At 61.0% G+C, this 25,212-nt stretch carries 28 protein-coding genes and 1 pseudogene; 24 read left to right on the top strand and 5 right to left on the bottom strand.

Features of this window, described 5'->3' with window-relative positions:
• Positions 1 to 3 precede the first annotated feature (3 nt).
• Both AC097A_RS06820 and AC097A_RS06815 read left to right on the top strand, forming a co-directional pair.
• Positions 4 to 903, top strand: coding sequence for a hypothetical protein (locus AC097A_RS06820; protein WP_479620259.1), 900 nt, complete (start codon positions 4 to 6; stop codon positions 901 to 903).
• A gap of 119 nt (positions 904 to 1,022) precedes the next feature.
• Positions 1,023 to 1,901 carry a hypothetical protein gene (locus tag AC097A_RS06815; protein WP_479620258.1) on the top strand — a complete coding sequence of 293 codons (879 nt, stop codon included), beginning with the start codon at positions 1,023 to 1,025 and terminating at the stop codon, positions 1,899 to 1,901.
• Positions 1,902 to 1,919: 18 nt separating this feature from the next.
• Here AC097A_RS06815 and AC097A_RS06810 read toward each other — a convergent pair whose 3' ends face one another.
• Complete coding sequence (locus AC097A_RS06810; protein ID WP_479620257.1) at positions 1,920 to 2,846, bottom strand: diguanylate cyclase domain-containing protein; 927 nt, start codon at positions 2,844 to 2,846, stop codon at positions 1,920 to 1,922.
• Positions 2,847 to 2,940: 94 nt separating this feature from the next.
• Here AC097A_RS06810 and AC097A_RS06805 point away from each other — a divergent pair, with 94 nt between their 5' ends.
• The 11 genes and pseudogenes from AC097A_RS06805 (at position 2,941) to AC097A_RS06755 (ending at position 12,883) form a co-directional block, all read left to right on the top strand.
• Positions 2,941 to 4,761: a glutamine--tRNA ligase/YqeY domain fusion protein gene (locus tag AC097A_RS06805; RefSeq protein ID WP_479620256.1), complete on the top strand. Its 1,821-nt coding sequence runs from the start codon at positions 2,941 to 2,943 to the stop codon at positions 4,759 to 4,761.
• Positions 4,762 to 4,875: 114 nt separating this feature from the next.
• On the top strand, positions 4,876 to 6,678 hold the full coding sequence (locus AC097A_RS06800) for an ATP-dependent nuclease (RefSeq protein ID WP_479620255.1): 1,803 nt from the start codon (positions 4,876 to 4,878) through the stop codon (positions 6,676 to 6,678).
• 169 nt (positions 6,679 to 6,847) lie between these two features.
• Positions 6,848 to 9,685, top strand: coding sequence for a class I SAM-dependent DNA methyltransferase (locus AC097A_RS06795; RefSeq protein WP_479620254.1), 2,838 nt, complete (start codon positions 6,848 to 6,850; stop codon positions 9,683 to 9,685).
• A gap of 20 nt (positions 9,686 to 9,705) precedes the next feature.
• On the top strand, positions 9,706 to 10,422 hold the full coding sequence (locus tag AC097A_RS06790) for a phospholipase D family protein (protein WP_479620253.1): 717 nt from the start codon (positions 9,706 to 9,708) through the stop codon (positions 10,420 to 10,422).
• A gap of 42 nt (positions 10,423 to 10,464) precedes the next feature.
• Positions 10,465 to 10,734, top strand: coding sequence for a DUF924 family protein (locus AC097A_RS06785; RefSeq protein WP_479620252.1), 270 nt, complete (start codon positions 10,465 to 10,467; stop codon positions 10,732 to 10,734).
• Between the two features lie 67 nt (positions 10,735 to 10,801).
• A pseudogene (locus AC097A_RS06780) lies at positions 10,802 to 11,118 on the top strand (type II toxin-antitoxin system RelE/ParE family toxin).
• Positions 11,111 to 11,419: a helix-turn-helix domain-containing protein gene (locus AC097A_RS06775; protein ID WP_479620251.1), complete on the top strand. Its 309-nt coding sequence runs from the start codon at positions 11,111 to 11,113 to the stop codon at positions 11,417 to 11,419. Before AC097A_RS06780 ends, AC097A_RS06775 begins: the two are co-directional and overlap by 8 nt.
• A 19-nt stretch (positions 11,420 to 11,438) precedes the next feature.
• Positions 11,439 to 11,630 (top strand): addiction module protein, encoded by a 192-nt coding sequence (locus AC097A_RS06770; protein WP_479620250.1) that lies wholly within the window; start codon positions 11,439 to 11,441, stop codon positions 11,628 to 11,630.
• Positions 11,588 to 12,127, top strand: a complete 540-nt coding sequence (locus AC097A_RS06765) for a DUF924 family protein (RefSeq protein ID WP_479620249.1) — start codon at positions 11,588 to 11,590, stop codon at positions 12,125 to 12,127. The genes AC097A_RS06770 and AC097A_RS06765 overlap by 43 nt, the downstream gene beginning before the upstream one ends.
• Positions 12,128 to 12,240: 113 nt before the next feature.
• The gene (locus tag AC097A_RS06760) at positions 12,241 to 12,549 is read left to right on the top strand and encodes a nucleotidyltransferase family protein (RefSeq protein WP_479620248.1); all 309 of its coding nucleotides are present in this window, start codon (positions 12,241 to 12,243) and stop codon (positions 12,547 to 12,549) included.
• Positions 12,539 to 12,883, top strand: a complete 345-nt coding sequence (locus tag AC097A_RS06755) for a HepT-like ribonuclease domain-containing protein (RefSeq protein ID WP_479620247.1) — start codon at positions 12,539 to 12,541, stop codon at positions 12,881 to 12,883. Before AC097A_RS06760 ends, AC097A_RS06755 begins: the two co-directional genes overlap by 11 nt.
• Here AC097A_RS06755 and AC097A_RS06750 read toward each other — a convergent pair.
• The gene (locus AC097A_RS06750) at positions 12,880 to 13,626 is read right to left on the bottom strand and encodes an NYN domain-containing protein (RefSeq protein WP_479620246.1); all 747 of its coding nucleotides are present in this window, start codon (positions 13,624 to 13,626) and stop codon (positions 12,880 to 12,882) included. The genes AC097A_RS06755 and AC097A_RS06750 overlap by 4 nt on opposite strands.
• Before the next feature lie 196 nt (positions 13,627 to 13,822).
• On the opposite strand from AC097A_RS06750, the gene udk reads away from it, so the two are divergent.
• Positions 13,823 to 14,464, top strand: coding sequence for a uridine kinase (gene udk / locus AC097A_RS06745; protein WP_479620245.1), 642 nt, complete (start codon positions 13,823 to 13,825; stop codon positions 14,462 to 14,464).
• A gap of 11 nt (positions 14,465 to 14,475) precedes the next feature.
• A complete protein-coding gene (locus AC097A_RS06740; RefSeq protein ID WP_479620244.1) occupies positions 14,476 to 15,591 on the top strand; it encodes a DNA alkylation repair protein in 1,116 nt (371 codons plus the stop codon).
• Positions 15,592 to 15,626: 35 nt separating this feature from the next.
• On the opposite strand, the gene AC097A_RS06735 is transcribed toward AC097A_RS06740, so the two are convergent.
• Positions 15,627 to 16,541 carry a M14 family metallopeptidase gene (locus tag AC097A_RS06735; protein ID WP_479620243.1) on the bottom strand — a complete coding sequence of 305 codons (915 nt, stop codon included), beginning with the start codon at positions 16,539 to 16,541 and terminating at the stop codon, positions 15,627 to 15,629.
• A 256-nt stretch (positions 16,542 to 16,797) separates the two neighbouring features.
• Between AC097A_RS06735 and AC097A_RS06730 the strand changes: the two genes are divergently transcribed.
• From AC097A_RS06730 to AC097A_RS06710, 5 genes are all read left to right on the top strand, one after another.
• Positions 16,798 to 17,013: a hypothetical protein gene (locus AC097A_RS06730; RefSeq protein WP_479620242.1), complete on the top strand. Its 216-nt coding sequence runs from the start codon at positions 16,798 to 16,800 to the stop codon at positions 17,011 to 17,013.
• A gap of 88 nt (positions 17,014 to 17,101) precedes the next feature.
• On the top strand, positions 17,102 to 17,371 hold the full coding sequence (locus AC097A_RS06725) for a MoaD/ThiS family protein (RefSeq protein ID WP_479620241.1): 270 nt from the start codon (positions 17,102 to 17,104) through the stop codon (positions 17,369 to 17,371).
• A gap of 48 nt (positions 17,372 to 17,419) precedes the next feature.
• Positions 17,420 to 18,520 (top strand): WD40/YVTN/BNR-like repeat-containing protein, encoded by a 1,101-nt coding sequence (locus AC097A_RS06720; RefSeq protein ID WP_479620240.1) that lies wholly within the window; start codon positions 17,420 to 17,422, stop codon positions 18,518 to 18,520.
• Between the two features lie 214 nt (positions 18,521 to 18,734).
• Entirely contained in the window at positions 18,735 to 19,943 is a 1,209-nt protein-coding gene (locus tag AC097A_RS06715) for a pectate lyase family protein (RefSeq protein ID WP_479620239.1), read from the top strand.
• Between the two features lie 106 nt (positions 19,944 to 20,049).
• Complete coding sequence (locus AC097A_RS06710; RefSeq protein ID WP_479620238.1) at positions 20,050 to 21,105, top strand: alkene reductase; 1,056 nt, start codon at positions 20,050 to 20,052, stop codon at positions 21,103 to 21,105.
• A gap of 30 nt (positions 21,106 to 21,135) precedes the next feature.
• Here the strand turns inward: AC097A_RS06710 and AC097A_RS06705 are convergent, their stop codons facing one another.
• Both AC097A_RS06705 and AC097A_RS06700 read right to left on the bottom strand, forming a co-directional pair.
• Positions 21,136 to 21,399, bottom strand: coding sequence for a hypothetical protein (locus AC097A_RS06705; RefSeq protein ID WP_315479829.1), 264 nt, complete (start codon positions 21,397 to 21,399; stop codon positions 21,136 to 21,138).
• Positions 21,400 to 21,535: 136 nt separating this feature from the next.
• The gene (locus tag AC097A_RS06700; protein ID WP_479620237.1) at positions 21,536 to 22,414 is read right to left on the bottom strand and encodes a TraB/GumN family protein; all 879 of its coding nucleotides are present in this window, start codon (positions 22,412 to 22,414) and stop codon (positions 21,536 to 21,538) included.
• Between the two features lie 171 nt (positions 22,415 to 22,585).
• Here AC097A_RS06700 and AC097A_RS06695 point away from each other — a divergent pair, with 171 nt between their 5' ends.
• The 4 genes from AC097A_RS06695 to AC097A_RS06680 all read left to right on the top strand — a co-directional run bounded on the left by AC097A_RS06695 (position 22,586) and on the right by AC097A_RS06680 (position 25,208).
• Positions 22,586 to 23,686 (top strand): MBL fold metallo-hydrolase, encoded by a 1,101-nt coding sequence (locus AC097A_RS06695; protein ID WP_479620236.1) that lies wholly within the window; start codon positions 22,586 to 22,588, stop codon positions 23,684 to 23,686.
• Positions 23,683 to 23,919 (top strand): hypothetical protein, encoded by a 237-nt coding sequence (locus tag AC097A_RS06690; protein WP_479620235.1) that lies wholly within the window; start codon positions 23,683 to 23,685, stop codon positions 23,917 to 23,919. The genes AC097A_RS06695 and AC097A_RS06690 overlap by 4 nt, the downstream gene beginning before the upstream one ends.
• 143 nt (positions 23,920 to 24,062) lie before the next feature.
• Entirely contained in the window at positions 24,063 to 24,503 is a 441-nt protein-coding gene (locus tag AC097A_RS06685; protein WP_479620234.1) for a hypothetical protein, read from the top strand.
• A 90-nt stretch (positions 24,504 to 24,593) separates the two neighbouring features.
• Positions 24,594 to 25,208, top strand: coding sequence for a DUF938 domain-containing protein (locus AC097A_RS06680; protein ID WP_479620233.1), 615 nt, complete (start codon positions 24,594 to 24,596; stop codon positions 25,206 to 25,208).
• Positions 25,209 to 25,212 lie beyond the last annotated feature (4 nt).

Raw genomic sequence — 25,212 nt, 5'->3', positions numbered from 1 at the left:
CCCATGCGCACCACCACACCCCTGCCAACCCTGGCCCTGCTGTGCCTGCTGACGCTGAGCGGCCCCGCCCCCGCCACAGAGCTGGACGCCCAAGGCGTGCAGATGTTGCTGCCCGCGCAAGCTGGTGGCAGCGCGTTGGCGCTGGGCACACAAGACCCCAACACCGACACACGCTTTGGCTTTGACTACAAGGCCAGCGCCACCGCCGCCCAGGAAGGCCCCCTGCGCTACTGGAACTTGCAAGCCACCCCACTCACCTACAGCAGCGGAGGCAAGGGCTTTACCGCGCGCCTGCACCTGCGGGCCAGCGGCGGCAAACAGCAGTTCAACTGGAAGACGCAGCAGGGCTACCTCGGCAGCCCGCAGGATGTGCGCAACCAGGAGTTCACGGTGTATGTGCGGGTGCACGAGCCGCTCACCCCGGTGAATGCACAAGTCACCCTCAAAATCCGCGGCGGCCACCACAGCGCAAAAGACGGCGATGCCGCCTCTTGCACCATGATGACCTTCGCCCCTGGTGGCGCAAGCGGCATCACCCGATTTGCCAAGGAGCTGACCCACCCGCTGTACGACTACGTAGTGCTGGCCCCGCAGCTGGACACCCGGCTGGCCGACAACACCTGGTACGGCCTCAAGCTGCTGAGCTACAGCCACCGGGCCACACCGCTGCAAGTGGTCAACCAGCTCTATATCGACACCACTCCGTTTGACGCCCAGGGCCGCCCCGCCAACCACTGGCAACTGCTGAGCGAATACACCGACGTGCAAGGCAAACGCACCGGCCGCCACTACGACACCGTGGCCAACTGGGGCGGCTGGCAGACCACGCTGCGCATGGACGGCTACCGCAGCCTGGACTTTGCCTACCCCTCGGTCCGCGAAGCCCAAGCACCCGCCCCCTAGGGCTGTACATACGGCTTGCAAATGTGCAGCGCGCAAGTACTATCGGTGTATGCGCCCAATGCCTGACCACAGGCCATAAAAAAACGCAGGGAGTCATTGCAGATGTAGGAAAGGGCACCATGCCCCTTTGGCTCAAAACACTGCACGCCAGCCTGGTGTGCCTGCTGCTACTGGCCGCCTGGCCCGTGCAGGCAGAGAAGATTTCCGTTGTGTATTCCCGCGAGATCCCCGAGGCCGACAGCCGGCTCGACTACCCCGTGCGCCTGCTAGAACTGGCGCTGAAGAAGTCGGGCACCCACTACGACATTCGCTCTTACCCCCGCCCCATGCCACAGGGCGCCGCACTGACCCGGCTGGCCACGGGCGCCGGCGTCAATGTGGTCTGGAGCATGACCTCCAAAGACCGCGAAGAGCAGCTGCTGCCCATTCGCGTGCCCATCGACAAAGGCCTGTTTGGTTACCGCATTGCTTTTGTGCGCGAGCAGCACCGGGGCATTATTTCTGGCGTCAAAGGGCTGGACGACCTGCGCGCCTTTGCCGCCGGCCAGGGCCACGACTGGCCCGACACCGACATCCTGCAAGGCAATGGCCTGCGGGTGGCCACCAGCACGGCCTATGAAGGCCTGTTTGCCATGCTGCAAGCCGGGCGGTTTGACTACTTTCCGCGCTCCATTCTGGAGATCTGGGACGAAACCGCGCTAGCCAGCAAACAACAACTGGTGGTGGAAGACAAAGTGCTGCTGCATTACCCCGCAGCCATCTACTTTTTTGTGAACAAAAAAGACGCTGCGCTGGCCAGCGCCATAGAGGCCGGCCTGCACAAAGCCATGGCCGACGGCAGCTTTGACACCCTGTTTTACGAGCGTTTTGGCGATGTCATCAAACGCGCCAACCTGCGCGGCCGCGTGGCCATTGCGCTGACCAACCCGCTGCTGCCCGCCGCCACCCCGCTGGGGCGCAAGGCGCTGTGGCTGGATGTGGCCAACCTGCCCAAATAAGCCGCCCCCCGCTGCGGCTCAGGCCTCGGCCCACACCAACTGGTCGCGGCCCTGGGCCTTGGCGGCGTACAGCGCATGGTCGGCTCGGCGCATGTTGTGCGCCGCGTCCTGGCTGGGGTCCAGCATGGTGAGCCCGGCCGAGCAGGTGTAGGCAAAGCCCGGCACCTCGGGCAGCGGGCGCGCACTGCGCACTTTCTCTAGCACCCGGCCCACGGTTTGCTCCAGCGCGGCGTGGCTGATGTTGGGCAGTAACAGCATGAACTCCTCACCCCCCAGGCGGCCAAAGCCGTCTTCGCGGCGCAGCGTGGCCTCTACCAGCCGGGCAAAGTGGGTCAGAACGCCGTCGCCCGCCTGGTGGCCGTGTGTGTCGTTTACCCGCTTGAAATGGTCCAGGTCCAGCATCACCAGGCCGCAGGGCTGCTGGCGCTCGCGCAGTTGGTCCAGCCGCTTATCCAGCTGCTGCATCACGTGGGCGCGGTTGCTGATGCCGGTGAGCGCGTCCACCTGCGCGGCGCGCAGTGCCCCGTCGCGCGCCAGGCGCAGCGTGCGCTCGCCCACGCGCATGGACGAAATATCAAACGCCACACACAACATCCAGCCCTGCTCGTCCACCGTCTCGGTCATGTAGATCCAGCGGCCATCGGTCAGGTCGGCCTCAAAGGTGCGAAACGGCAGCTTGCCCCGGCGCGAGCGGGTGGATGTGAGCCAGGCTTCGAGGTCTTTGGTCTGGATGGCAGCGCCCACGCCCAAGCTGTGGCTGCGACGCATCAGCTCGGTCCAGGTCAGCGTGGCCGTGGGCTCCACCCCAAAAGCGCTGCTGAACGCCACATTGGCGTAGCGCATGGTGTCCGTCGCATCAAACAGCGCCACCAACAGCGGCGACTGCTCGTACAAACGGGCCATCTGCAGGGCAGTGGCGTTGGGCACAGCGGGGGGCGAGGCCATGGGCTGCTGCTTTTGAAAAGAAAGTGGTGAAACTGTTGCGCCCCAGTGTACGGGGGGCGCTGCGCATTTCCAAGCGGCGTCTAAAATCAAATCCATGAGCGCCAACACCCCTTCTTCCGCTGCTAACGCCGCCAACACCCCCGAAACACCCAAGATCAGCAACTTTCTGCGCCAGATCATCGAATCCGACTTGGACAAAGGCACCTACGCCCAGCGCCGCTGGGCAGGCACCCCTGGCGACGCCGCCCACCACGCCGCTGGCCAGCCAGACCCCGCCAAGATCCGCACCCGTTTTCCGCCCGAGCCCAATGGCTACCTGCACATCGGCCACGCCAAGAGCATCTGCATCAACTTTGGCCTGGCGCGTGACTACGGCGGCGTGTGCCACCTGCGCTTTGACGACACCAACCCCGAGAAGGAAGACACCGAATACGTCAACTCCATCATCGACGCGGTGAAGTGGCTGGGCTTTGACTGGAACGGCGCACCCGACGCCGCCGCCTACCAGGCCAGCGACTACTTTGGCTTTATGTACCGCGCGGCGGAATACTTGATCGAAGCCGGCTACGCCTATGTGGACGAACAAACGGTAGAACAAATGCGCGTGAACCGCGGCGACTTTGGCAAGCCCGGTGTGGACAGCCCGTTCCGCAGCCGCACGCCTGCCGAAAACCTGGCGCGCTTTCGCGAGATGCGCGATGGCAAGCATGAAGACGGATCGATGGTGCTGCGCGCCAAGATCGACATGGCCAGCCCCAACATCAATATGCGCGACCCGGCCATCTACCGCATTCGCCGCGCCACGCACCACAACACCGGCGACACCTGGTGCATCTACCCGATGTACACCTACGCCCACCCCATTGAAGACGCGCTGGAGCAGATCACCCACAGCCTCTGCACGCTGGAATTTGAAGACCAACGGCCTTTCTACGACTGGCTGCTGGAGCGCTTGAGCGAGGGTGGCCTGCTGGCTGCGCCCGCTCCGCGCCAGTATGAGTTTGCCCGCCTGAACCTCACCTATGTCATCACCAGCAAACGCAAGCTGGCACAGCTGGTGTACGACCACAAGGTGAGCGGCTGGGACGACCCGCGCATGCCAACAATAGTCGGCCTGCGCCGCCGCGGCTACACGCCCGAGAGCCTGCAACTCTTTGCCGACCGCATTGGCGTGACCAAGAGCGACAGCTGGATCGACTACAGCACGCTGGAAGGCTGCCTGCGCGAAGACCTGGAAGCCAAGGCCCACCGCGGCATGGCCGTCATCAACCCTGTGAAACTGGTGCTGACCAACTGGGACGACGTGATGGGCGCCGGCCACCTGGAGCCCTGCACCCAGCCCGCCCTGCCCCATCCACCAGAGGGTGTGGAAAGCCCCACGCGCCACTTCACCATCGGCAAAGAGGTGTGGATCGAGCGCGAAGACTTTGAAGAAGTGCCGCCCAAGGGCTACAAGCGCCTGTTCCCCGGCAACAAGGTGCGCCTGAAGGGCGGCTACGTGATCGAGTGCACCGGCTGCACCAAGGATGCGGATGGCACCATCACCGAAGTACTGGCCACCGTGGTGCCCGACACCAAGAGCGGCACGCCGGGCAGCGACTTGGTGAAGGTGAAAGCCGCCATCACCTGGGTGGGTGTGGCCAACGGCGTCAACGCCGAAGTGCGCATGTACGACCGCCTGTTTTTGGATGCGCAGCCCGATGCCGGTGGCAAAGACTTCATCGAGAGCCTGAACCCGAACAGCCTGAAAGTGGTGACCGCGATTGTTGAACCTTCATTGGCGAATTCCGCGCCAGACCAGAAGTTTCAGTTTGAGCGGCATGGGTACTTTGTTGCGGATCGGGTGGACCATGTCACAGGTTCCAAGCCGGTGTTTAACTTGGCGGTGGGGTTGAAGGATTCTTGGGGAAAATAAGTGCTCTCACAACTGTAAATGTGTTGAGCCATTGCTAACTGAATGAGTTCGCCGTTAAAGTCTTAGAGCACCCATAGTGGTGCTCTTTTCATATCTGAATTGGGAGACAAAAGAATGCGTATCGACGAAGTAGCGATCTCAAATTACAAGAGTTTTCTAGATACGCAAAGGATTCAACTTGAGCAAGGATTCAATCTACTCCTCGGCACAAACAACGCTGGAAAAACATCTGTACTCGACGTTATTGACATGGAAATTGGCTTAAACGAGCCACATCGATCAGAAAGGACGATTCCACGTTATGGTGGTCAAACGATTGAGAGCTCGAAACTCGAAGTTACTTTGGCAACGTGTTTCGATGAGCTTTGGCGGCTTGCAGGCGCTTCACAACTGTATATGCCAGTTGCAAATGTGTATGGTGGTTCTGACGACGGAAACACTATTGCGGCACTGAAGAACTTGATAACCAACAATGGAGAGGTCCGTTTAACTTCAGCATTTAGTCAAGGCTCAGAGGTGGTCAGTTTCAGTAGCGGACCGCTCATAAATGGTGCGGCGAGTCGGAACAACCCGAATGTACCTATTCCGTCTGCGCTGATCCAAATCACCCCAGGCGCTAAAGACTTACAAATTCAGCTGGCAAATTACGGTGGTGCAGCCAATGTCATTGGTCAATACGCGCAAATGTTCAAGCCAAAAATCTATCGATTTAATGCACAACGACGTCCCGGTTTCCAATGTGCAGGTCAGAACACCAACGTGTTGGATCGTGAGGCAATCACTCTTCCTTACTGTTTAAACAATTTACAAACAAACGACTCACATGGGCATCGACTGCTTTGTGAATGGGTAAATCGTGTTTTTCCAAGCGTTCAATGGGTTCAATCAACATCTGTCGGCAGCAACTTTGAGTTGAGATGTTTACCGCTTCGACCTGAAATCCGGCGGGATGACCTTGCCATTCCTATGGCACGAATGGGGGCAGGCATAGGTAATGTGATTGCAATGCTCTATGTCGTATTGACTGCGCGTGAGCCGCAAGTCATAGCTATTGATGAGCCAAATGCTTTTCTTCACCCGCGCGCACTTCGTGAGTTGTTGGCAATATTAGAAGCGGAGGGAAAACAGCACCAGTTCATTCTGACTGCGCATTCAGCGGATGTATTAACTGCGGTAAATACACAATCAATTTCATTGCTGGAATTCGACGGCGTAGCAACAACAGTGCAGCAGGTTGGTCCAAAAGATCTGCATCACCTTCGCAGCGGTTTAGCAGCCCTTGGCATTCGAATGACAGACCTCCACGCTAAAGATCATGTGTTTTGGGTAGAGGGACAAACAGAGGAGTTGGTGATGCCAGCATTGTTGCGCTGGGCATGCCCTGAAGTGGCGTCCGGCACTGCGGTACTCCGTGTTGAACGGACTGGCACGTTTTCACGAAAGAAGGGCATTGAACCTGCAGAAGTAGCCCAGATATATGAACGACTATCCAAGTCTTCAGCACTGGTTCCTCCCATGGTGTGCATATTGTTGGATGGTGAAAACCTTACAGAGGCCAAGCGCAAAGAAATCGAAACCACATCAAATGGGAAACTCCGGTTTCTAGACCGACGTATGCTGGAAAACTACCTGCTGCATCCTTCGGCGATACAAGCAGCTCTATCGGAGTTGGGGCTTGCAGTTGAAATTGAAAAAATTGAAGGTTCATTGGTCAAAGCAATGGGCAAAAATGATTTCGTGGGCGTAGACGCTGCGAGTGCACTACAAACCAGTTTTACGGAGCTATCTGAATCCAAATTGGAGTTCAGAAAGACACGCGATGTTCTAGTAATGATCGAATGGATACTCGCCAATAATTTTGAGTATTTGGCGCCCCTTCGCGAGTGCTTACGTAAATCGTTTGGCCTTAAAGGTTAGACAACTAAACTACTTGGAACACTGCATCATGCAACCCCAACCCATCCTCCACTTCCTGTTCGAAGAGCGAACCGCCAAGCAAAACTTCGTCAAAGATACCGTACTAGACGAAACCACTCGCGCGTGGTTTGGCTCCGTGTGGCCGTCTCCTAAATAGTTAAAAGACAACATGCCCCTTTCCTGGAACGAAATCAAATCCCGCGCCCTAACCTTCAGCCGCACCTGGGCTGACGCGGCCAACGAGGACAGCCAGGGCAAGCCATTCTGGATCGACTTTTTTGAAATCTTTGGCATTACCAACAAACGCGTTGCCACGTTTGAACATGCGGTAAAAAAAATCCCGGCCAAAGTGCGCGGGGAGAAGAGCAAGACAGACGGGTTTGTAGACCTTTTCTGGCCCGGCATGCTTCTGGTGGAGCAGAAGTCGCGTGGCAAAAATCTGGATGCGGCGCTCACCCAGGCCCTCTCGTACTTTCCCGGCATTGCCGAGCGCGATTTACCGCAAATCATCATCGTGTGCGACTTTGCGCGTTTTCGCGTGCACCACCTGGTTAGCGGCCAAACCACCGAATTTTCACTCAAAGACTTGCACAAGCACGTCAAGCTGTTTGGCTTTGTGGCGGGCTACAAAACGCTAGAAATCAAAGCCCAAGACCCGGTCAACATCAAGGCTGCCGAGCGCATGGGCAAGCTGCACGATGCGCTCAAGGCCAACGGCTACACCGACCACCCGTTAGAGGTGCTACTGGTGCGGCTGCTGTTTTGCCTGTTTGCGGATGACACCGGCATCTTCCAGCCCGCCAAATCGTTTCAGGCCTTCATAGAGGAACGCACCGTTGCGGATGGCTCAGACGTGGGCTCGCGCCTGGCGCAACTCTTTCAAGTGCTCAACACTGCAGACGACAAACGCAGCAAGGCGCTGGACGAACAGGTAGCGGCCTTTCCGTATATCAACGGCAAGCTGTTTGCTGAGCCGCTGCCTATGGCGGACTTCACCCCCGCTATGCGCGATGCCCTGCTGGATGCTTGCGCGCTGGACTGGTCTGCCATCAGCCCCGCCATATTTGGTAGCTTGTTTCAAAGCATCATGAACGAAAAGGCGCGCCGCAACCTGGGTGCGCACTACACATCCGAAGAAAACATCCTCAAACTCATCAAGCCGCTGTTTCTGGATGAGCTGTGGGCAGAGTTTGAGAAGGTCAAACGCAACAAGAACAAGCTATTTGAGTTCCACAAAAAGCTGCGCACCCTCACCTTTTTTGACCCCGCATGCGGGTGCGGAAACTTTTTAGTCATTGGCTACCGCGAGCTGCGCGAACTGGAGCTGGCCGTGCTGCGCGCCAGCATCACCGACGGCCAAATGGGTGTGGATGTGCACGGACTCATCAACGTGGATGTCGACCAGTTCTACGGCATTGAGATTGAAGAATTTCCCGCGCAGATTGCGCAGGTTGCCATGTGGCTGGTGGACCACCAGATGAATGTGCGCCTGAGCGAAGAGTTTGGCTTTTACTTCGCCCGCATTCCGCTGCGCACCTCGCCACATGTGGTGCACGACAACGCGTTGCGACTGGATTGGAACGAGGTGCTGCCTGCACAGCACTGCAGCTATGTGATGGGCAATCCGCCTTTTGTGGGCAAGAAGGAACAAACGCCTGCGCAGAAAGCCGACTTGGCGCCAGTATTTGCGCCACTCAAGGGTTCAGGCGTTCTTGATCTTGTGGCGGCTTGGTACATCAAGGCGGCGGACTACCTGCAAGCTGCACCCGAAGCGCGCGCAGCATTTGTGTCTACCAACAGCATCACACAAGGTGAACAAGTTGGCGTACTCTGGAGTTGGATGCTGGCGAAAGGCATGCACATTCAATTTGCACACCGCACTTTCAACTGGAGCAACGAGGCCCGGGGCAGGGCAGCGGTGCACTGCGTGATTATTGGCTTCGGGCCGCAGGACTTGCCCGGCAAGCTCATCTACGAATACGAGGACGTGAAGGGCGAGCCGCACGCGGTTGCTGCAAATCATATCAACGCCTACCTGACGGATGCAGTGGACTTGTTCATTGAAAACCGACGCGACTCTATTTGTGCCGCACCCCCAGCGGTATATGGAAGTTTTGCCCTTGACGATGGTCACTACACACTGGAGGAAAGCGTCTACGCGAGTCTGCTGGTAAGCGAGCCAAGGGCAAGCCAGTTCCTGCGCCCATTTATCGGGGGAGAAGAGCTTATCAACGGCGGCAAGCGTTGGTGCTTGTGGTTGAAGGATACGCCTCCGGCATTACTCAAAGCGATGCCTGCCGTATTGGCGCGCGTGGAAGCCGTGCGTAAGTGGCGAAGTTCGCGTGACCGCGAAACCACTAAAAAGCTGGCGGCAACGCCGACGTTTTTCGCGGAGGTGCGGCAACCGCAAACGGACTACATCGCAATCCCTACGGTGAGCTCCGAGCGCCGTAACTACTTGCCGATCGGCTTTTTGAAGGCCAATGTTGTTGCCTCCAATCAGTTATATGTGATCGCCAATGCCAACTTGTTCGCCTTCGGCGTTCTTACCAGCGCCATGCACAACGCTTGGGTTCGCATCGTTTGCGGTCGTTTGAAAAGCGACTATCGGTATTCGGCAGGCATCGTTTACAACAACTTCCCCTGGCCCGAATTTCCGCAAAACTCCAGACAAAATCAGCCCGTAGACCGTGCTAAAACTGCGCAAGTTGCTATCGAAACTGCAGCACAAACCGTACTCGACGTGCGCGCCAAGTTCCAGTCTGGCGACCAGCCCGCCACACTGGCCGATCTGTACGACCCGCTCACCATGCCGCCCGAATTGCTCAAAGCGCACCAGAAGCTGGACGCTGCCGTAGACAAAGCCTACGAGGCAAGCGGCGGCAAAAAAGGCTACAAAAGCGACGCCGAGCGCGTAGCGTTTTTGTTCGAGCTGTACCAGAAGTACACCAGCCTGCTGCCCGCCGCGCCCGCCAAAAATAAACGCAAAACATCAACACCCAAATAACTCGATTAGGGAGATCACAAATGGCCAAGTTTTTAGCGACTACAGGTACCAACTACCACCTCGAAGAATTGATCAAGAGCGCATCTGATCGTCTTATCTTGATCAGCCCGTTCCTCAAGCTCAATGACCGCATGAAGGAACTGCTGGCAGACAAGAATCGCCTGAAGATCGATGTGCGCATCGTCTACGGCAAGAGCGAGTTGCAGCCGCAAGAAATTGAGTGGCTCCGAAGCATGACCTACGTTCGCACTAGCTTCTGCAAGAACTTGCATGCCAAGTGCTACATGAACGAAGAGCTGTGCATCATCACCAGCCTCAACCTGTATGAGTTCAGCCAAGTGAACAACAACGAAATGGGAATCCTGATTCAACGAGGCGAAGACACGCAGCTCTACAAAGAAGCGTATGAAGAGGCGCAGCGCATTATTCGCATAAGTGAAGAAGTGCGCATTTCCATGGAGCGAGTTGTAGATGTAACTGCCACTGCCAGCTCTACTGCCGAGGCTAGCGACGAGGGTGATGCTGCAAGTGACAAGCTGCCATCGGGCAAACTGGCGCAGAAGTTGGGAATGAAGGCTGTCGATCTGCTGGGCCGTGCCACAGAACAAGGTTACTTAGAGCTCCACGGCGACAAGCATGTACTGACGCCCAAGGGCGACAAGGCGGGTGTCGAGTTCGTGGCAAAGGGTCGCTTTGGTCCCTACTTCTTGTGGCCCCACGATTTCCATCCAGTTTGAAGCGCCAAAACACACTGCAACAGCTTGTAGTCTGCTTCTGTCATGCAACCCCAACCCATCCTCCACTTCTGGTTCGAAGAGCTAACCGCCAAGCAGCACTTCGTCAAAGACACCGCGCTAGACGAAACCATTCGTGCGCGGTTTGGCAACACGCTGGAGGCGGCGACGCGGTGTGAGTTGTTTGCTTGGCGCGCTACAGCCGAGGGACGGCTGGCGGAGATCATCGTGTTGGACCAGTTCTCGCGCAACGTGTACCGCGACACGCCGCGCGCCTTTGCGCAGGACGCGCTGGCGCAGAAGTCTTCGTTTTAGGTTTACGGGCTGATGCGGCCTGCATTGCGATCCCATTTATTAGCAAATATGCTAATGTTCAAACCCGATGACTTGGTCCATCACTTACTACAACGAGCGTGTTGGTAAAGAGGTCTTGGCCATGCCGGCGGGCATCGTTGCGGACTATGTGCGCCTTACCGATGCGATGGCCTTGCATGGTGCTGATCTGCTTCCAGAGCCATGGGCGCAGGGCTTTTTGAATTGCGTCCCAAAGGGCCAGAAGGCATTGGACGGGTGTTCTATTGCACACAAGTGGGGCACACCATCGTGGTCTTGCATTCGTTCGTGAAGAAGACCCAAGAGACACCAGACGCTGAGTTACGCCTGGCCCGTAAACGACTGAAGGATGTTCAAAATGGCTAAAACTGACTACCAACCCGTACCGCATGACGCGGCATTCCGCAAAGCACTGCTGGCCAAGCCAGGCGTAAAGAAAGCATTTGACGGGCTTGAAGAGGAATACACCGCGTTGCACGCCATGCTGGACGCGCGCCAGGCGGCGGGCCTGACCCAGGCCGATGTGGCAAGCCGCATGGGCACCACGGTGTCCGCCGTCTCCCGGCTGGAGGCATCTTTGCGCAGCCCAAAGCATTCACCATCTTTTGCGACCCTGCGCAAGTACGCGCAAGCCTGTGGCAAAAAGCTTGTCATTCAAATGGTCTGATTGGCAGCTTTAATCGCGCATGCCGCAGCTACTTGCCATGGAACACATTGCACTAGATGCCTTCTGGGCCATCGAAGCTGAAAGCCGTCTTGCGGCGTATCGCGCAGGACAAATCAAATCCATCCCATTGGCTGATGTGCTTGCCAAATACAAACAGCGCCTACGCCCATGCAACCCCAATCCATCCTCCACTTCTGGTTCGAAGCGCTAACCACCAAGCAGCACTTCGTCAAAGACGCCGCGCTGGACGACACCATCCGTGCGCGGTTTGGCGACACATTGGAAGCGGCAGCCAAGTGTGAGTTGTTTGCGTGGCGCGCAACGGCCGAGGGGCGGTTGGCGGAGATCATTGTGTTGGACCAGTTCTCGCGCAACGTCTACCGCGACACGCCGCGCGCCTTTGCGCAGGACGCGCTGGCGCTGGTGTTGGCGCAAGAGCTGGTGGCCAGCGGGCAAGACCGCAGCCTGCCTGAAGCGCAGCGCGTGTTTGCCTACATGCCCTACATGCACAGCGAGTCCGCGCTGGTGCATACGCAGGCTACTGAGCTGTTTATGCAGCTGGGCATACAAGACAACCTGAACTTCGAGCTGCGTCACAAAGCCATCATCGACCGCTTTGGCCGCTACCCCCATCGCAATGCCATCCTGGGCCGCAGCTCCAGCGCCGAAGAGCTGGCCTTTTTGAGCGAACCGGGGTCTTCGTTCTAGGTTTCTGTCTTAGGCTTGTATTTGCTATGTTTTTAATAGCTTTTGGCGCACGCTCCACGTGGGCTAGAGGCTGATTTGACACACCAACGGGGTGCTCCAGTAAACTCCAAGCCATGCACCCCGCCATCGCCCAACACCGCTCAGGTATTTCTGCCATCTGCCAGCGCTACCGCATTCAGCGGCTAGAGGTGTTTGGCTCGGCGGCACGGGCCGATGACTTTGACCCCGCAAGCAGTGACGCAGACTTTCTGGTGGAGTTTGCGCCAGGCACCCAGCCTGGGCTCAACGCGTTGTTTGGCGCCAAAGCAGACCTAGAAGCCCTGTTGGGCCGTGGAGTGGACTTGGTAGAACCGAGCGCAGTCCGTAACCCCTACGTGCTGGCCGGCATCAATAGCAACCGCGAAGCCGTGTATGCAGCGTGATCCACGCGCTTTTCTGTGGGATGTGCGCGAGTCGGCTTTGGCGATTCAGTCATTTACCAGTGGCATGGACGTGACAGCGTATGAAGGCAACGCGATGGCCCAGGCCGCGGTAGAGCGCAAGTTTGAAATCATCGGCGAAGCACTCAACCAGCTATCCAAACTTGATGCAGTCATTGCCGCACGCATTCCAGACTTGCCGCAAATCGTGGCGTTCCGCAATCAGCTGATCCATGGCTATGCCACGGTGAGCGTGGGCACGGTCTGGAACATTTCCCAAAGCGCCCTGCCCGCTCTGCTTGACTCTGTGCAAGGGCTGCTGGACGAGCTCGGTTAGGCTTTCGCCCCAGCCGCCTTGCGCCGCACATGCAGGTGCGTCTGCACCGCATCGCCCTCGCCGCTCTTCACTTCTTTCACGTCCAGATACGCCGCCTGCTGGCGGATGAGTTCGCCCAGTTTGGCCACGCCGTAGTTGCGCGGGTCAAACGAGGGGTGGCTGCGGTTGATCTGGCTGCCCAGGGCGGACAGCGTGGTCCAGCCGTCTTCACGGGCGGTGGCGTTCAGGGCGTTGAGCAAGATGGGTTTGAGCTTGGGCAGCTCGGCCACGGGCTCGTGGCCCACCTTGGTTTCCTCGGGCTGGGCGCGCAAGATTTCGGTGTAGATGAACTTGTCGCACGCGGCCACAAAGGGTTCGGGCGTTTTGCGTTCGCCAAAGCCGTAGACCACCAGCCCCGCCTCGCGGATGCGGGTGGCCAGGCGGGTGAAGTCGCTGTCGCTGCTGACCAGGCAAAAGCCGTCCACGCTGCCGGTGTGCAGCACGTCCATGGCGTCGATGATCAATGCCGAGTCGGTGGCGTTTTTGCCGCTGGTGTAGCTGAACTGCTGGATGGGCTGAATGGCCATGGTGTGCAACACCTCTTTCCAGCCTTTCAGATTGGTGGTCGTCCAGTCGCCATAGGCGCGCTTGATGGTGGCGGTGCCGTAGCGCGACACCTCGGCCAGCAGCTCCTGAATGACGGAGGCCTGCGCGTTGTCCGCGTCAATCAGGACGGCGAGTTTTTGGTTGGTGTTGGTGGCCATGGCGTTCCCCCTGTGGTTTGCCACATCGTACAGCGCGGCAAGACCGCTATGGTTTTGGTAGCTGCTTGCGCAATATCTACGGGGGCTAGCGGCCTATTTGACACATAAATGGGGCGCGCCGCTAAACTGTACCGTGGTGCCGCCCCGCTGCCTTGTAAACTCTCGCCCTTTTGCCCGCCCGGAACCGGAAACAAGCATGCCCAAAACCAACAACAAACCTTTCGTGATCGGTGTCGCAGGCGGCAGTGGCAGCGGCAAATCCACGGTGACGCGCGAGGTGCTGGCCTCCATCGGGCCAGAGATGGCCACGGTGGTGTTTCAGGACGATTACTACCTGGACCAATCCCACATGTCGCCCGAAGACCGGCGCAAAACCAATTACGACCATCCGGATGCGTTTGACTGGCCGCTGCTGGTGCAGCACGTGCAGGCGCTGCGCCGGGGTGAGGCGATTGAAATGCCGACCTACGATTTTTCCAAAGACAACCGGGCCAGCACAACCATCACCGTGAAGCCTGCGCCGGTGATTGTGGTGGAGGGCCTGTTTGCGCTGTACGACGCCAAGCTGCGCAACATGATGTCGCTGAAGATTTATGTGGACACCGCATCCGACGTGCGTTTTATCCGCCGCCTGCAGCGCGACATGGCCGAGCGCGGGCGCAGCGCAGAGAGCGTGATCAACCAGTATCTAGAAACCGTGCGCCCCATGCACAAGCAGTTCATCGAGCCGACCAAACGCAACGCCGACGTGATCTTGCCGCACGGCGCCAACGGGCCGGCGGTGGACATCATCACCACCAAGGTGAAGACCCTGGTGCGCGATTTAAACCCCAGCTAACACCGCCCCCCATGGCAGAACCCCTCGTTGCCCAATATGGCCCCGATGTGCCCCGCGCCATTGCGCGCATGGTGGCGGCGGTGCACCAGCGTTTTGACACCGACGCCTTTTTGCACGACGCGTTAAGCGGGTACGAAGCACTGGCGCTGATGCCACGTGGCAAACACATGGCGCGGGCGCTGCAACGGCATTTGCCGCAAGACTACGCCCAGGCGCTGCCGATTGTGCTGGCGTCGGCCGAGCAGCCGCATGGGCGCGACCCCAATCTGTCGCTGGCGTCTTTTTTGTACCTGCCGCACACGGTGTTTGTGGCGGAGTTTGGGCTGGGGCATTTTGAGTTGTCGATGCAGGCGCAGCACGCGCTCACGCAGCGTTTTACGGCGGAGTTCAGCATCCGGCCCTACCTGCAGCAGCACCAAGAGGCCACGCTGGAGCGGCTGATGGCGTGGACGCGCGACCCGAGCGACCATGTGCGTCGCCTGGTGTCCGAGGGCTCGCGGCCACGGCTGCCTTGGGCGTCGCGCCTGCCCGCTTTTCAGCGCGACCCGGCGCCGGTGCTGGCCTTGCTGGAGCATCTGAAGGACGACCCGGCGCTGTACGTGCGGCGCTCGGTGGCCAACAACCTCAACGACATTGGCAAAGACCACCCCACCCTGCTGGCCGACACGGCCACCGCCTGGCTGCAGGGCGCCACGCCCGACAGGCGCTGGATCGTGCAGCACGCGCTGCGCACTGCCGTCAAACGCGGCGAGGCGGGTGCCTTGTCGGCACTGGGTTTTGGCGCATCGGCCGATGTGACGGTGAGCCAAGCCCACGTGGCGCCGCAGCGCGCGGTGGTGGGCGGCACGCTGGCCGTGGCCTTTGACGTGACCAACAACACGGCCCAAACGCAGCAGGTGCTGGTGGACTTTGCGGTGCACTACGTCAAGGCCAACGGCCAAACACGCGCCAAGGTGTTCAAGCTCAAAACGCTGGACCTGGCCCCGCATGAGACCCAACACGTGGGCAAACAAATCTCGCTAGCCGAGATGACCACGCGCAAACACTACCCCGGCGTGCACCAGGTGGACGCCATCATCAACGGCCGTGCGCAGGCGCTTGGCAGTTTCGATTTGCTACTTATTTAGTAGCTGCTTGCGCATATTCCACAAGGGCTACAGCCCTATTTGGCAACAAACTCCACCGCCGCACACACCGCCGCCACCTGCGCGGCAATGCACTGCGCGGGCGTGGCGCGGGGGCTGTCGGGGTAGACCTCGGTGGTGCTGGTGTAGCGGGCGCCGGTGATGCCGGCGCACAGGCCCAGCTCGGCCATGGCGTAGTGGATGACGCCGTGCGCCACCAGCGGTGAGCCGATGAGGCAGCCTTGCGCATCCGCCGGGGCAATGTGGGTGACGCGCTGCACCGCGTTGATGATGGCCTGTTGGAATGCGGGCTGGGGGTTGGCGCTGTCGTCCACCAGGTAAAAGCCGTCGGGGATGGTGCCGGGTTCAAACGGTTTGCCGTCGCGCGCGGCCACGGCCGGGCGGTATTCACTCTCGTCCGTGTCGGTGGTTTCGTGCAGGTCGATATGGGCGGCAATGTGGCCGCGCAGCGGCGCAATCAAACGCATCAAAGCAGCGGACTCCTGCGCAGGGCTGTCCGCCCGGAAGTGGCGGTTGGGGTCCAGCGCGTCGTGGTTCCAGCGCTGGATGCGTTCATAGGCCCAGGGGCTCACACAAGGCACCACCAGCAGGTTCACGCGGCCCGCGTAGTCGGCCGCATGCGCGTCCACAAAACGCAGCGCGCCGTGCACCCCACTGGTCTCGTAGCCATGCACGCCGCCCGTCACCAGCACGGTGGGCAAGGCGGCATTCCACGCGCGGCTGCGGATGGCCCTGAGCGCAAAGTGCTCATCGCCATACACCACCTCGCCATAGGTCTCCACGTCAAAGCGCTCGCGCAGGCGCTCCACCACGGCCAACACATCGTCGGCATAACTGCGCTGGCGCACTTGGCGCGCCCGCCACTGGGCGCGCTCTGCCGGGCCCCAGGGCTGGCCGGGGGTGCCTAGGGGGTAGAACTGGGAAGGACTCATGGCTGCACGGAGTTGGGGGTAAAGGAGGAACGACAGCGAGATTATCAAGGGCCGCTGGAACGGGTTTGGGTGCAGTGATTGCTATGTTTTTAATAGCTTCTTGCGCATATTCCACATGGGTTAAGAGCCAATTTCATGCCTAAATACTGGCTGGCAGGCCGCCAAACGCTACGGCCTTGTGCGACATGCAAACGGGCGGTTGTCCGACAGACCGCGCGGCGCGTCGGGCGCGTAATGGGCTTTTAGGAGCCCCCCCATGACCCAACACGCCACCGTGAACGACCACGTGACTTACCGCCCCGGCGACGGCGCACCGCTGGTGATCCCCCAAGGCCCGGTAGAGATTGAGCTGGCAGCCGACAGCGCCACCCTGAGCTGGACGGAAGAGAACGGCACCGCAGGGCTGACGGCGATTCCGCTCACGCAGTACAAAGAATACGTGCGCCAAAAACGCATCACGCTGGCAACCTAGTCCCCGGCAAAACGGCGACCTGCGGGGCTGTGCCCTTGCCAACTGGCGCGGCACTGGCAATACTGCGGCCCTTGAACAAGGGGAAGCCATGGTGAAGGTGGAGTTTGCAGCCAGCTTGCGGCGCCATGTGGAGTGCGCGCCGCAGCAGGTGGCGCCAGGCAGTTTGCGCGCAGTGCTGGATGCAGCACTGGCCGCAGCGCCCGGCCTGCGCCACTATGTGCTGGACGACCAGGGCCACATCCGCAAACACGTGGCGGTGTTCATCAACCAAACCATGGTGATGGACCGCCAAACCCTGGCACAGCCCCTGGCCAGCGGCGACAACGTGCTGGTGATACAGGCGCTGACCGGCGGATAGGACATGGCCCCACCCGGCGGTGAAACCCACTCATCGGAGAACTCAGCGATGCAAACCTTGCTTGTAGGCAGCCGCAAAGGCCTGTTCGTGGTGCGTGGCCAGGGCGCGCAGTGGGCGGTGGTGAGCCACCACTTTGCGGGCGACCCGGTCACGCAGGTGCTGGCCGACCCGCGCACGGGCCACTGGTTTGCCGCGCTGCGCATGGGCCACTTTGGTGTGAAGCTGCGCAAAAGCACCGACCAGGGCGCGAGCTGGACCGAGATGGCCGCGCCCGCCTTCCCACCCAAGCCCACCAGCGGCCCGCTGGCCGACGACCCCACGCCCTGGAATGTGGACCTGGTCTGGGCCCTGACACCCGGCAGCGCCGACCAACCCGGCACGCTGTGGGCAGGCTGCATGCCGGCGGGGCTGTTCAAGTCGGAGGATGGTGGCGCCAGTTGGGCGCTGTGCACCGCGCTGTGGGAAGACCCGCGCCGCCCGGGCTGGTTTGGCGGCGGCAATGACTTTCCGGGCATGCACTCGGTGCTGGTGGACCCGCGCAATGCGCAGCACATCACGGTGGCCATCTCCTGCGGCGGCGTGTGGCAAACACAAGACGGCGGTGCCAGCTGGGCACTCACGGCGGCCGGCATGACGGCCGACTACCTGCCCACCGACAACGCCGACGACCAAAACACCCAAGACCCGCACCGCGTGGTGCAGTGCGCGGCGCAGCCCGATGTGCTGTGGACCCAGCACCACTGCGGCATCTACCGCAGCGCCAACGGTGGCCAGCAGTGGCAGCGTATTGCGGCGCCCGCGCCATCGGGGTTTGGTTTTGCCGTGGCCTGCGACCCGCAGGACCCGCAGCGCGCCTGGCTGGTGCCGGCCCAGGCTGACACGCACCGCTACCCGGTGGACGGCAAGATGGTGGTGAACCGCACCGACGATGGTGGCCAAACCTTTCAGACCTTCAGCGCCGGCCTGCCGCAGACGCATGCCTACCACCTGGTCTACCGCCACTGCCTGGAGCTGGCCGCCGACCGCCAGACCCTGGCCATGGCCTCCACCACCGGCGGCCTGTGGGTCAGCGCCGACGCGGGGGAGCACTGGCACTGCGTAAGCCAGGACCTGCCGCCCGTGGCCGCACTGACGTGGGTGCCTGCCTGACGAAAGACGCGCCAGGGAGGCGGGATGAGGGGGCGGGCACAGGGCGGATGTCTGTTTCATTTCCTTACAGCCCATACAGGTCCACACACTTTAGGCGCGGGAAATACGAACGACCGTTCGTATACTTTTTAGGGTTTCCCCCTGGCCCTGTTGTGCCCACTGGCACACGTCCGTCCCCCTTTCTTTCCTGTCTATGCGTCGTCACAGCCTCACTTTGCTCGTTGTATTTTTGGTTGCATGTGGTGGAGGGGGCGGCGGTGGCGACGGCGGCTCTGGCACACCCTCCAGCAGTTCTACGTCGTCCAGCAGCAATAGCAGTAGTGGCAACAGCTCGCTCAGCTCCAGCACGTCTGGCGGCCCGGTGGCCACCACCTCTGGCGGTTTTTCCACCACGGCAGGGGGCGGTGTCAGCGGCGCGCTGGTGCGCAGCGCAGCCACGCTGCAGGACATGATCAACGAAGTGGCGGCGGCCAAAGCGGCGGGCAAGCCCCTGGTGCTGACCTACACCGGCAATGAAGATGCACAGATCGCGCAGATCGTGCAAGACCACACCGCAGACGCCAACCACGACTGCCCCAACCCACACTGGAACGATGCCTACCGCGAACTCCAGATCAAGGACTTCACCTATGGGCTGACCATCCTGGGCGCCAACGGCTCGTCTGCCAACTTCGGCATCACGCTGATCCGCAGCGACAACGTCATCGTGCGCAACATGAAAATAGGCGCACTGGCCGGTGCCGCCAATGACGCCGACATGCTGCGGGTGGACAGCTCCTCCAATGTGTGGATTGACCACAACGAGCTGTTTGCCGTCAACAACGAATGCAATGGCTCGCCCGATGGCGACCTGACGTTTGAGAGCGCCCTGGACATCAAGAAGGACTCGCACAACATCACGGTGTCGTACAACTACATCCACGACAACAAGAAGGTCGGCCTGGACGGCTCGTCGAGCACAGACATTGCAGGCGGACGCGAGATCACCTACCACCACAACATTTACAGCAATGTGAACGCCCGCCTGCCCCTGCAGCGCGGTGGCTGGACACATATGTACAACAACCTCTACACCGGCATCACCGACTCCGGCATCAACGTGCGCCAAGCCGGCTACGCGCTGATCGAGAAAAACTGGTTTGAGAACTCCAAGAACCCGGTGACCTGCCGCTACGACTCCAGCAACTGCGGCTGGTGGGACCTGCGCGGCAACAACACCCAGAGCGCGGCCGACAACGCCACCTACAACATCACCTGGACCACCGGCAGTGGCTACATCAACGCCGACAGCTGGACCACCACCCAGGCCTTCCCCATCACCCTGCCCTACACCTACACCGCGCAGACACCAGCCTGTGTGAAGGCCAGCCTGGCCACTGTGGTGGGCGTGGGCAAGGGTCTGGCCACGCTGAGCTGCACCTAAAAACCGCCCGGGGCTACCTCAAAACCGAGTAACCCCACCGCATGCGGTGTATTCAGTGGGTGATAACTTCGCGCCCCTTGTTGTCACTCTCTCTGGAGCCTTTCCCATGCTTTTTAATCCCCTGCAAGTTGGCGCGCTGACCCTCCCCAACCGTTTTGTGCTGGCCCCGCTCACACGCACCCGTGCGGGCGTCGAGCACCTGCCCAACGACCTGATGGCCGAGTACTACGCACAGCGCGCCAGCGGCGGTCTCTTGATCACCGAATGCACCATGGTGGTGGAAGGCACATCGGCCTTCATCGCCGAACCCGGCATCTACTCCGCAGAGCAGATTGAAGGCTGGAAGAAGACCACCGCCGCCGTGCACGCCAAGGGCGGGCGCATCTTCATGCAGATCTGGCATGCAGGCCGCGCCGCACACCCCGACATCAACGGTGGCCAACGCACCGTGTCCAGCAGCGCCACCGCCATTGAGGGCGAGATCCACACGCCCGCCGGCAAAGTGCCCCACGCCGTGCCGCACGCGCTCAACACGGACGAGATTACCGAGATCGTGGCGGCCTTCGCCCAGGGTGCAAAAAACGCCATCGAAGCCGGTTTTGACGGTGTGGAGGTGCACGGCGCCAATGGCTACCTGATTGACCAATTCTTGCGCGACGGCTGCAACCAGCGCACCGATGGCTATGGCGGCTCTGTGGAAAACCGGGCGCGCTTTTTGTTGGAGGTGTTGACGGCCGTGAGCGCCGCCATTGGCTCAGAGCGTGTGGGCCTGCGCCTCTCGCCCCTGAACAGCTACAACAGCATGAAGGACAGCGACCCCGTGGGCCTGACCGCCTACCTGGCCGAGAAGCTCAACGACTTCAAGCTGGCCTACCTGCACCTGATGCGGGCTGACTTCTTTGGCGTGCAAACCGGCGATGTGATGACGGTGGCCCGCGAAAAGTACAAAGGCGTGCTGATAGGCAATATGGGCTACAGCGCAGAAGAAGCGGCGCTGGCCATCAAGGAAGGGAAGCTGGATGCAGTGGCGTTTGGCAATACCTACATTGCCAACCCCGACCTGCCAGAGCGCATCAAGGCCGGGGCGGCGCTCAATGCGCCAGACAGCAGCACCTACTATTCGCCCGGTGCCAAGGGCTACACCGATTACCCCACGATGTAAGGGGGAGAGGCTAGCCGCCTCTGCGAGGGCTTACAGGCCTTCGTGGCGGTCGGCGGCAGCGAACAGGTCGTTCGCAAATTCAGGGTCGCTGCTCTGAATGGTCGCGGCGTAGGTGCGCAGTTCTTCGGCTTCTTGGTAAGCAGTCTTGGCGGGGGCCGACTTGGCGCCCACAACCGCTTGCCACACCGCTACAGACAAAGCCTGACCGGCCGCCCACAGGGCTTGCAGAGACGCACCCACGGTGGGCTGAGTGCGGGAAGGCAGTGCGAGGCTGTTGAGTGTGGTGCTGGCCATGGTGGGCTCCTGTAAAGTAAAAACAACTGATGTTGCAGTGCAGTATAGGGTAAACCCTATACGCAATACAAGGGTTTACCCTAGGAACCTGTTGCTTTAGTTAGACAGTCAGCCCTAAGTCCGCGCCCAGTCCACACTAACGCAGCCGTTCCACCCGGTAGCCTTTGTCGGCCAGCATGCGCACCACACCGTCGCTGCCCACCAGGTGCAGCGCGCCCACCACCACCAGCACGTTGTCGCGGGCCTTGTCCCGCAGCAGTGCGTCCAACTGGGGCAGCCAGGCCTTGTTGCGGTCAACATTCACCCGCTGGTAGAGCACGGGGTATTGCTCACGCATCTCGGCCAGCGCGGTGCGCTCCAGTGCGGCCACATCTCCCTGGCGCCAGGCGGTGTGCAGTGCTTCAAACAGCCCTTTGAAGTCGCCCATCTCACGCAGTGTGTCTTGCAAAAAGGCGTCTTGCAGTGTGGCGTCCAGGCTGTCGAGCATGGCAATCTGCGCATCGGCCGTTTCCAGGCCCTGCGTGGGTTTACCGGCCTGGGCGGCGCGCTCCATCAGGTGCTGGTCCAGCCCCAGTGCGGGGTTCAGGCCCAGTTTCTGGCTTTCGGTCAGCGCCAGCAGCATGCCCACAAACCAGGGTTTCAGGCCTTGCAGGCCCGCCACGTCCATCTGGTTCTTGGCAGCGTAGCGTTGCAGCGCGCGCCAGGTGGCGGGCGACACGGCTTGCTGCAGGGTTTTTCCATAGGTGCGGGTAGCGGCCTGCATCATCCGGGCGGGCAAGGCGGGGTCGGCCATCTCGTGCGGCGCCACTTCAAAAAACATCTGCTGTACATCGGCCAGCGCGGCGTTCACGCTCGGGGCCAGCGGGTAGTCACTCGCCTTGAGCATGTGAAAAGAACCCAGCAGGTAGATGCTGTTGTCGGCATCACTCACCTTCCACAACATCGGCACTGGGGCCTGCGCCCATGCCAGGGTGGTGCTCAGCGCCCACAGCCATACCCATGCCAGTCGTCTCATCCGCCCTGCTCCCGTAACACAAAGGTACAAGCATAAGCGCACGCCCACCGGCGCCAGGTATTGCTATGCATTCAGGAGCTGCTTGCGCATATTCCATAAGGGCTGGAGGCCTATTTGGCACTTAAACCCAAGCCGCATACACTGCGCGCACACTACCCAGGGAGTCTGTCCATGCAACGCACCGTCCAGTTTTTGAAGTGGCTGACCGGTCTGGCCGTGCTGCTGGCGCTGCTCACCTGGGGCGTGCTTCAGTTACCCACGTTTGGCGGCCCCTTCGAAGGCGCACGCCTGCAGCGCATGCAGCAGTCACCCCAGTTCCAGCACGGCCGCTTTGAAAACACCCCGCCCTATGTGAGCGATATGTCGTTCACGCGCGAGCTGCACGACTACCTGGGCGAGCAGGTGCGTGAGCCCACGTTTGAGGTGCCGGTGGTGAAGATGGCTGCCGGGCAGCTCGATGGCCCCGCAGCGCCGGGCCTGCGCAGCTGGTGGCTGGGCCACGCCAGCGTGCTGGTGGAGCTGGACGGCGTGCGCATTCTGACCGACCCGGTGTTGTCGCTGCGGGCCTCACCCTTCCAGTGGATAGGCCCCAAGCGCCTGCACCCGGCTCCGCTGCCGCTGGAGCAATGGAAAAACATAGACGCCGTGGTGATCTCGCACGACCATTTTGACCACCTGGACATGGACACCATCCGCCACCTGGCGCAGGGCGGCACCCACATTTACGCCGGCCTGGGCATTGGTGCCCACCTGGAGCGCTGGGGCGTGCCCGCCGCGCAAATCCACGAGATGGACTGGTGGGAGCAGGCCAGCATCAAGGGGGTGACCATTTACTGCACACCGGCGCGCCACTACTCGGGCCGCACCAGCATGGACAACTCCACGCTGTGGGCATCTTGGATGGTGAAGGGCCCCCAACACTCCATGTACTACAGCGGTGACACGGGGTATGCCGGGCACTTCAAAGCGATCCGCGAGAGGCTGGGCGCGCCGCAGCTGGCCCTGGTCAAGGTGGGCGCCTACGGCGACACCTGGCTGGACATCCACATGGCCCCCGAGCCCGCGGTGCAAGCGGTGCAAGACCTGGGCGCAGCAACCCTGCAGCCGGTGCACTGGGCCACCTTCAACCTGGCCTACCACGACTGGGCCGAGCCCGCGGTGCGCACCCTGGCCGCAGCCCAAACGGCCGGTGTGCACACCGTGTTGCCACGCGTGGGCGAAAAGTTTGAGTTCGGCCAGCCCTTTGTTAACCAGCCCTGGTACCGCCCGTGACCGAACTCCACCTCATCCCCGTGAACGCCAATGTGCACAGCGTGCACGGGCCCGACGGTGCCCACGTGGGCAACCTCAAGCGCATAGGCGCGGTGTGGAAGTTCAAGGCCGTGGGTTACGACGCCAGTGGTGGCGTGGAGCCCGGCGGCGGCCCCCTCACCGAGCAGCACAACATGGTGTTTGATGCCCCCGATGCGCAGGTGGTGAGTGCGCGGCTGGGCTGCTGGCTGTAGCCCGCCCGCGCCCCTACAATCGCGGTGGGCGTGCAGGACGCCCGCCTCGCAAAAGCCGAAGCACCTGCATCGCAAGCACCCTGCTTGCATACCCCTCCTCACTGGCCCACTGCGAGAACGGCCGATTGTTCCAAGGAGTCGGTATGCACATTTCCAGCATCCCACCACACACCACCCCCAGCGCGCTGGACCTGGCCCTGCGCCAAGCCCGCCTACTGCACCGCGCCGCCCAGACCGGCACGCTCACCCAGGCGCTGCCCGCGCTACGGCGAGCGCACAACGCGGGCCTGTTTGCCGAGCTCTCGCTCAGCAGCCTGTACCGGCAACGGCACCTGCTGCAGCGCAAACATTTCTTGCGCACGCTGGCAGCCGAGGCCGGCCACGCCAGCTGGGCCGAGTACCTGCCCACGCTGCGCGCGCAAGCCGCGCACGACTTTGCGCACTACACCACGGGCCGCGAATACGGCTACCCCAACGCCTGGTTCAGCACCCACGCACAGGCCGAAGCCTACGCGGCCGAACACGGTGGCAAGGTGGTGCGCTATGGCCATCAGGCCATGGTGCAAGCGGTGATGCAACACTAAATTCGCTATCGTTTCAGGAGCTGCTAGCGCTTGTACTACAAGGGCTAGCAGCTCTTTTGACGTACAAAATCGCCCCGCTATCATTCCCCCATGGCCCAACCCGATTTCAGCCCCTCTGCCGAGCGCAACAAGCACCCGATTCTGGAGGTGCTGCAAACCTTTCTGCCCGCGCAGGGCACGGCGCTGGAGATTGCCTCTGGCACCGGCCAGCATGTGGTGTGGCTGGCGCAACAGATGCCGCTGTGGACCTGGCAGCCGACTGAGGTGCACCCCGGTGCGCTCTACAACATCGAGGTGCGTGCCACCGAGGCGGACCTGGCCAATGTGAACGTAGCGTTACCGCTGGACGTGTGCAAAACACCCTGGCAACTGGAAGACACACCGTTTGACCTGATCCTGTGCATCAACATGCTGCACATCGCGCCCTGGGAGGCCTGCAGCGCGCTGATGCGCGGTGCCGCCACGCACCTGGCGCCGGGCGGCAGGCTGGTCACTTACGGCCCCTATTTCGAGACCGGTGTGGCGCCCACGCAAAGCAATCTGGACTTCGACCAGAGCCTGCGGACGCACGATGCGAGTTTTGGCATTCGCCAGCTGGCGGATGTGCAAGAGCAGGCCACCCTGGCGGGCCTGCACCTGCAGGCGCGCCACGCGCTGCCGGCGAACAACCTGCTGCTGGTCTGGGGCCACGCCCCGGCGACCTGAGCCC

It is taken from the genome of Rhodoferax sp. XS2R6 (assembly GCF_056521365.1).
The sequence above is the reverse complement of the archived record's forward strand: the minus strand, read 5'-3'. Positions and strand labels throughout refer to the sequence as shown.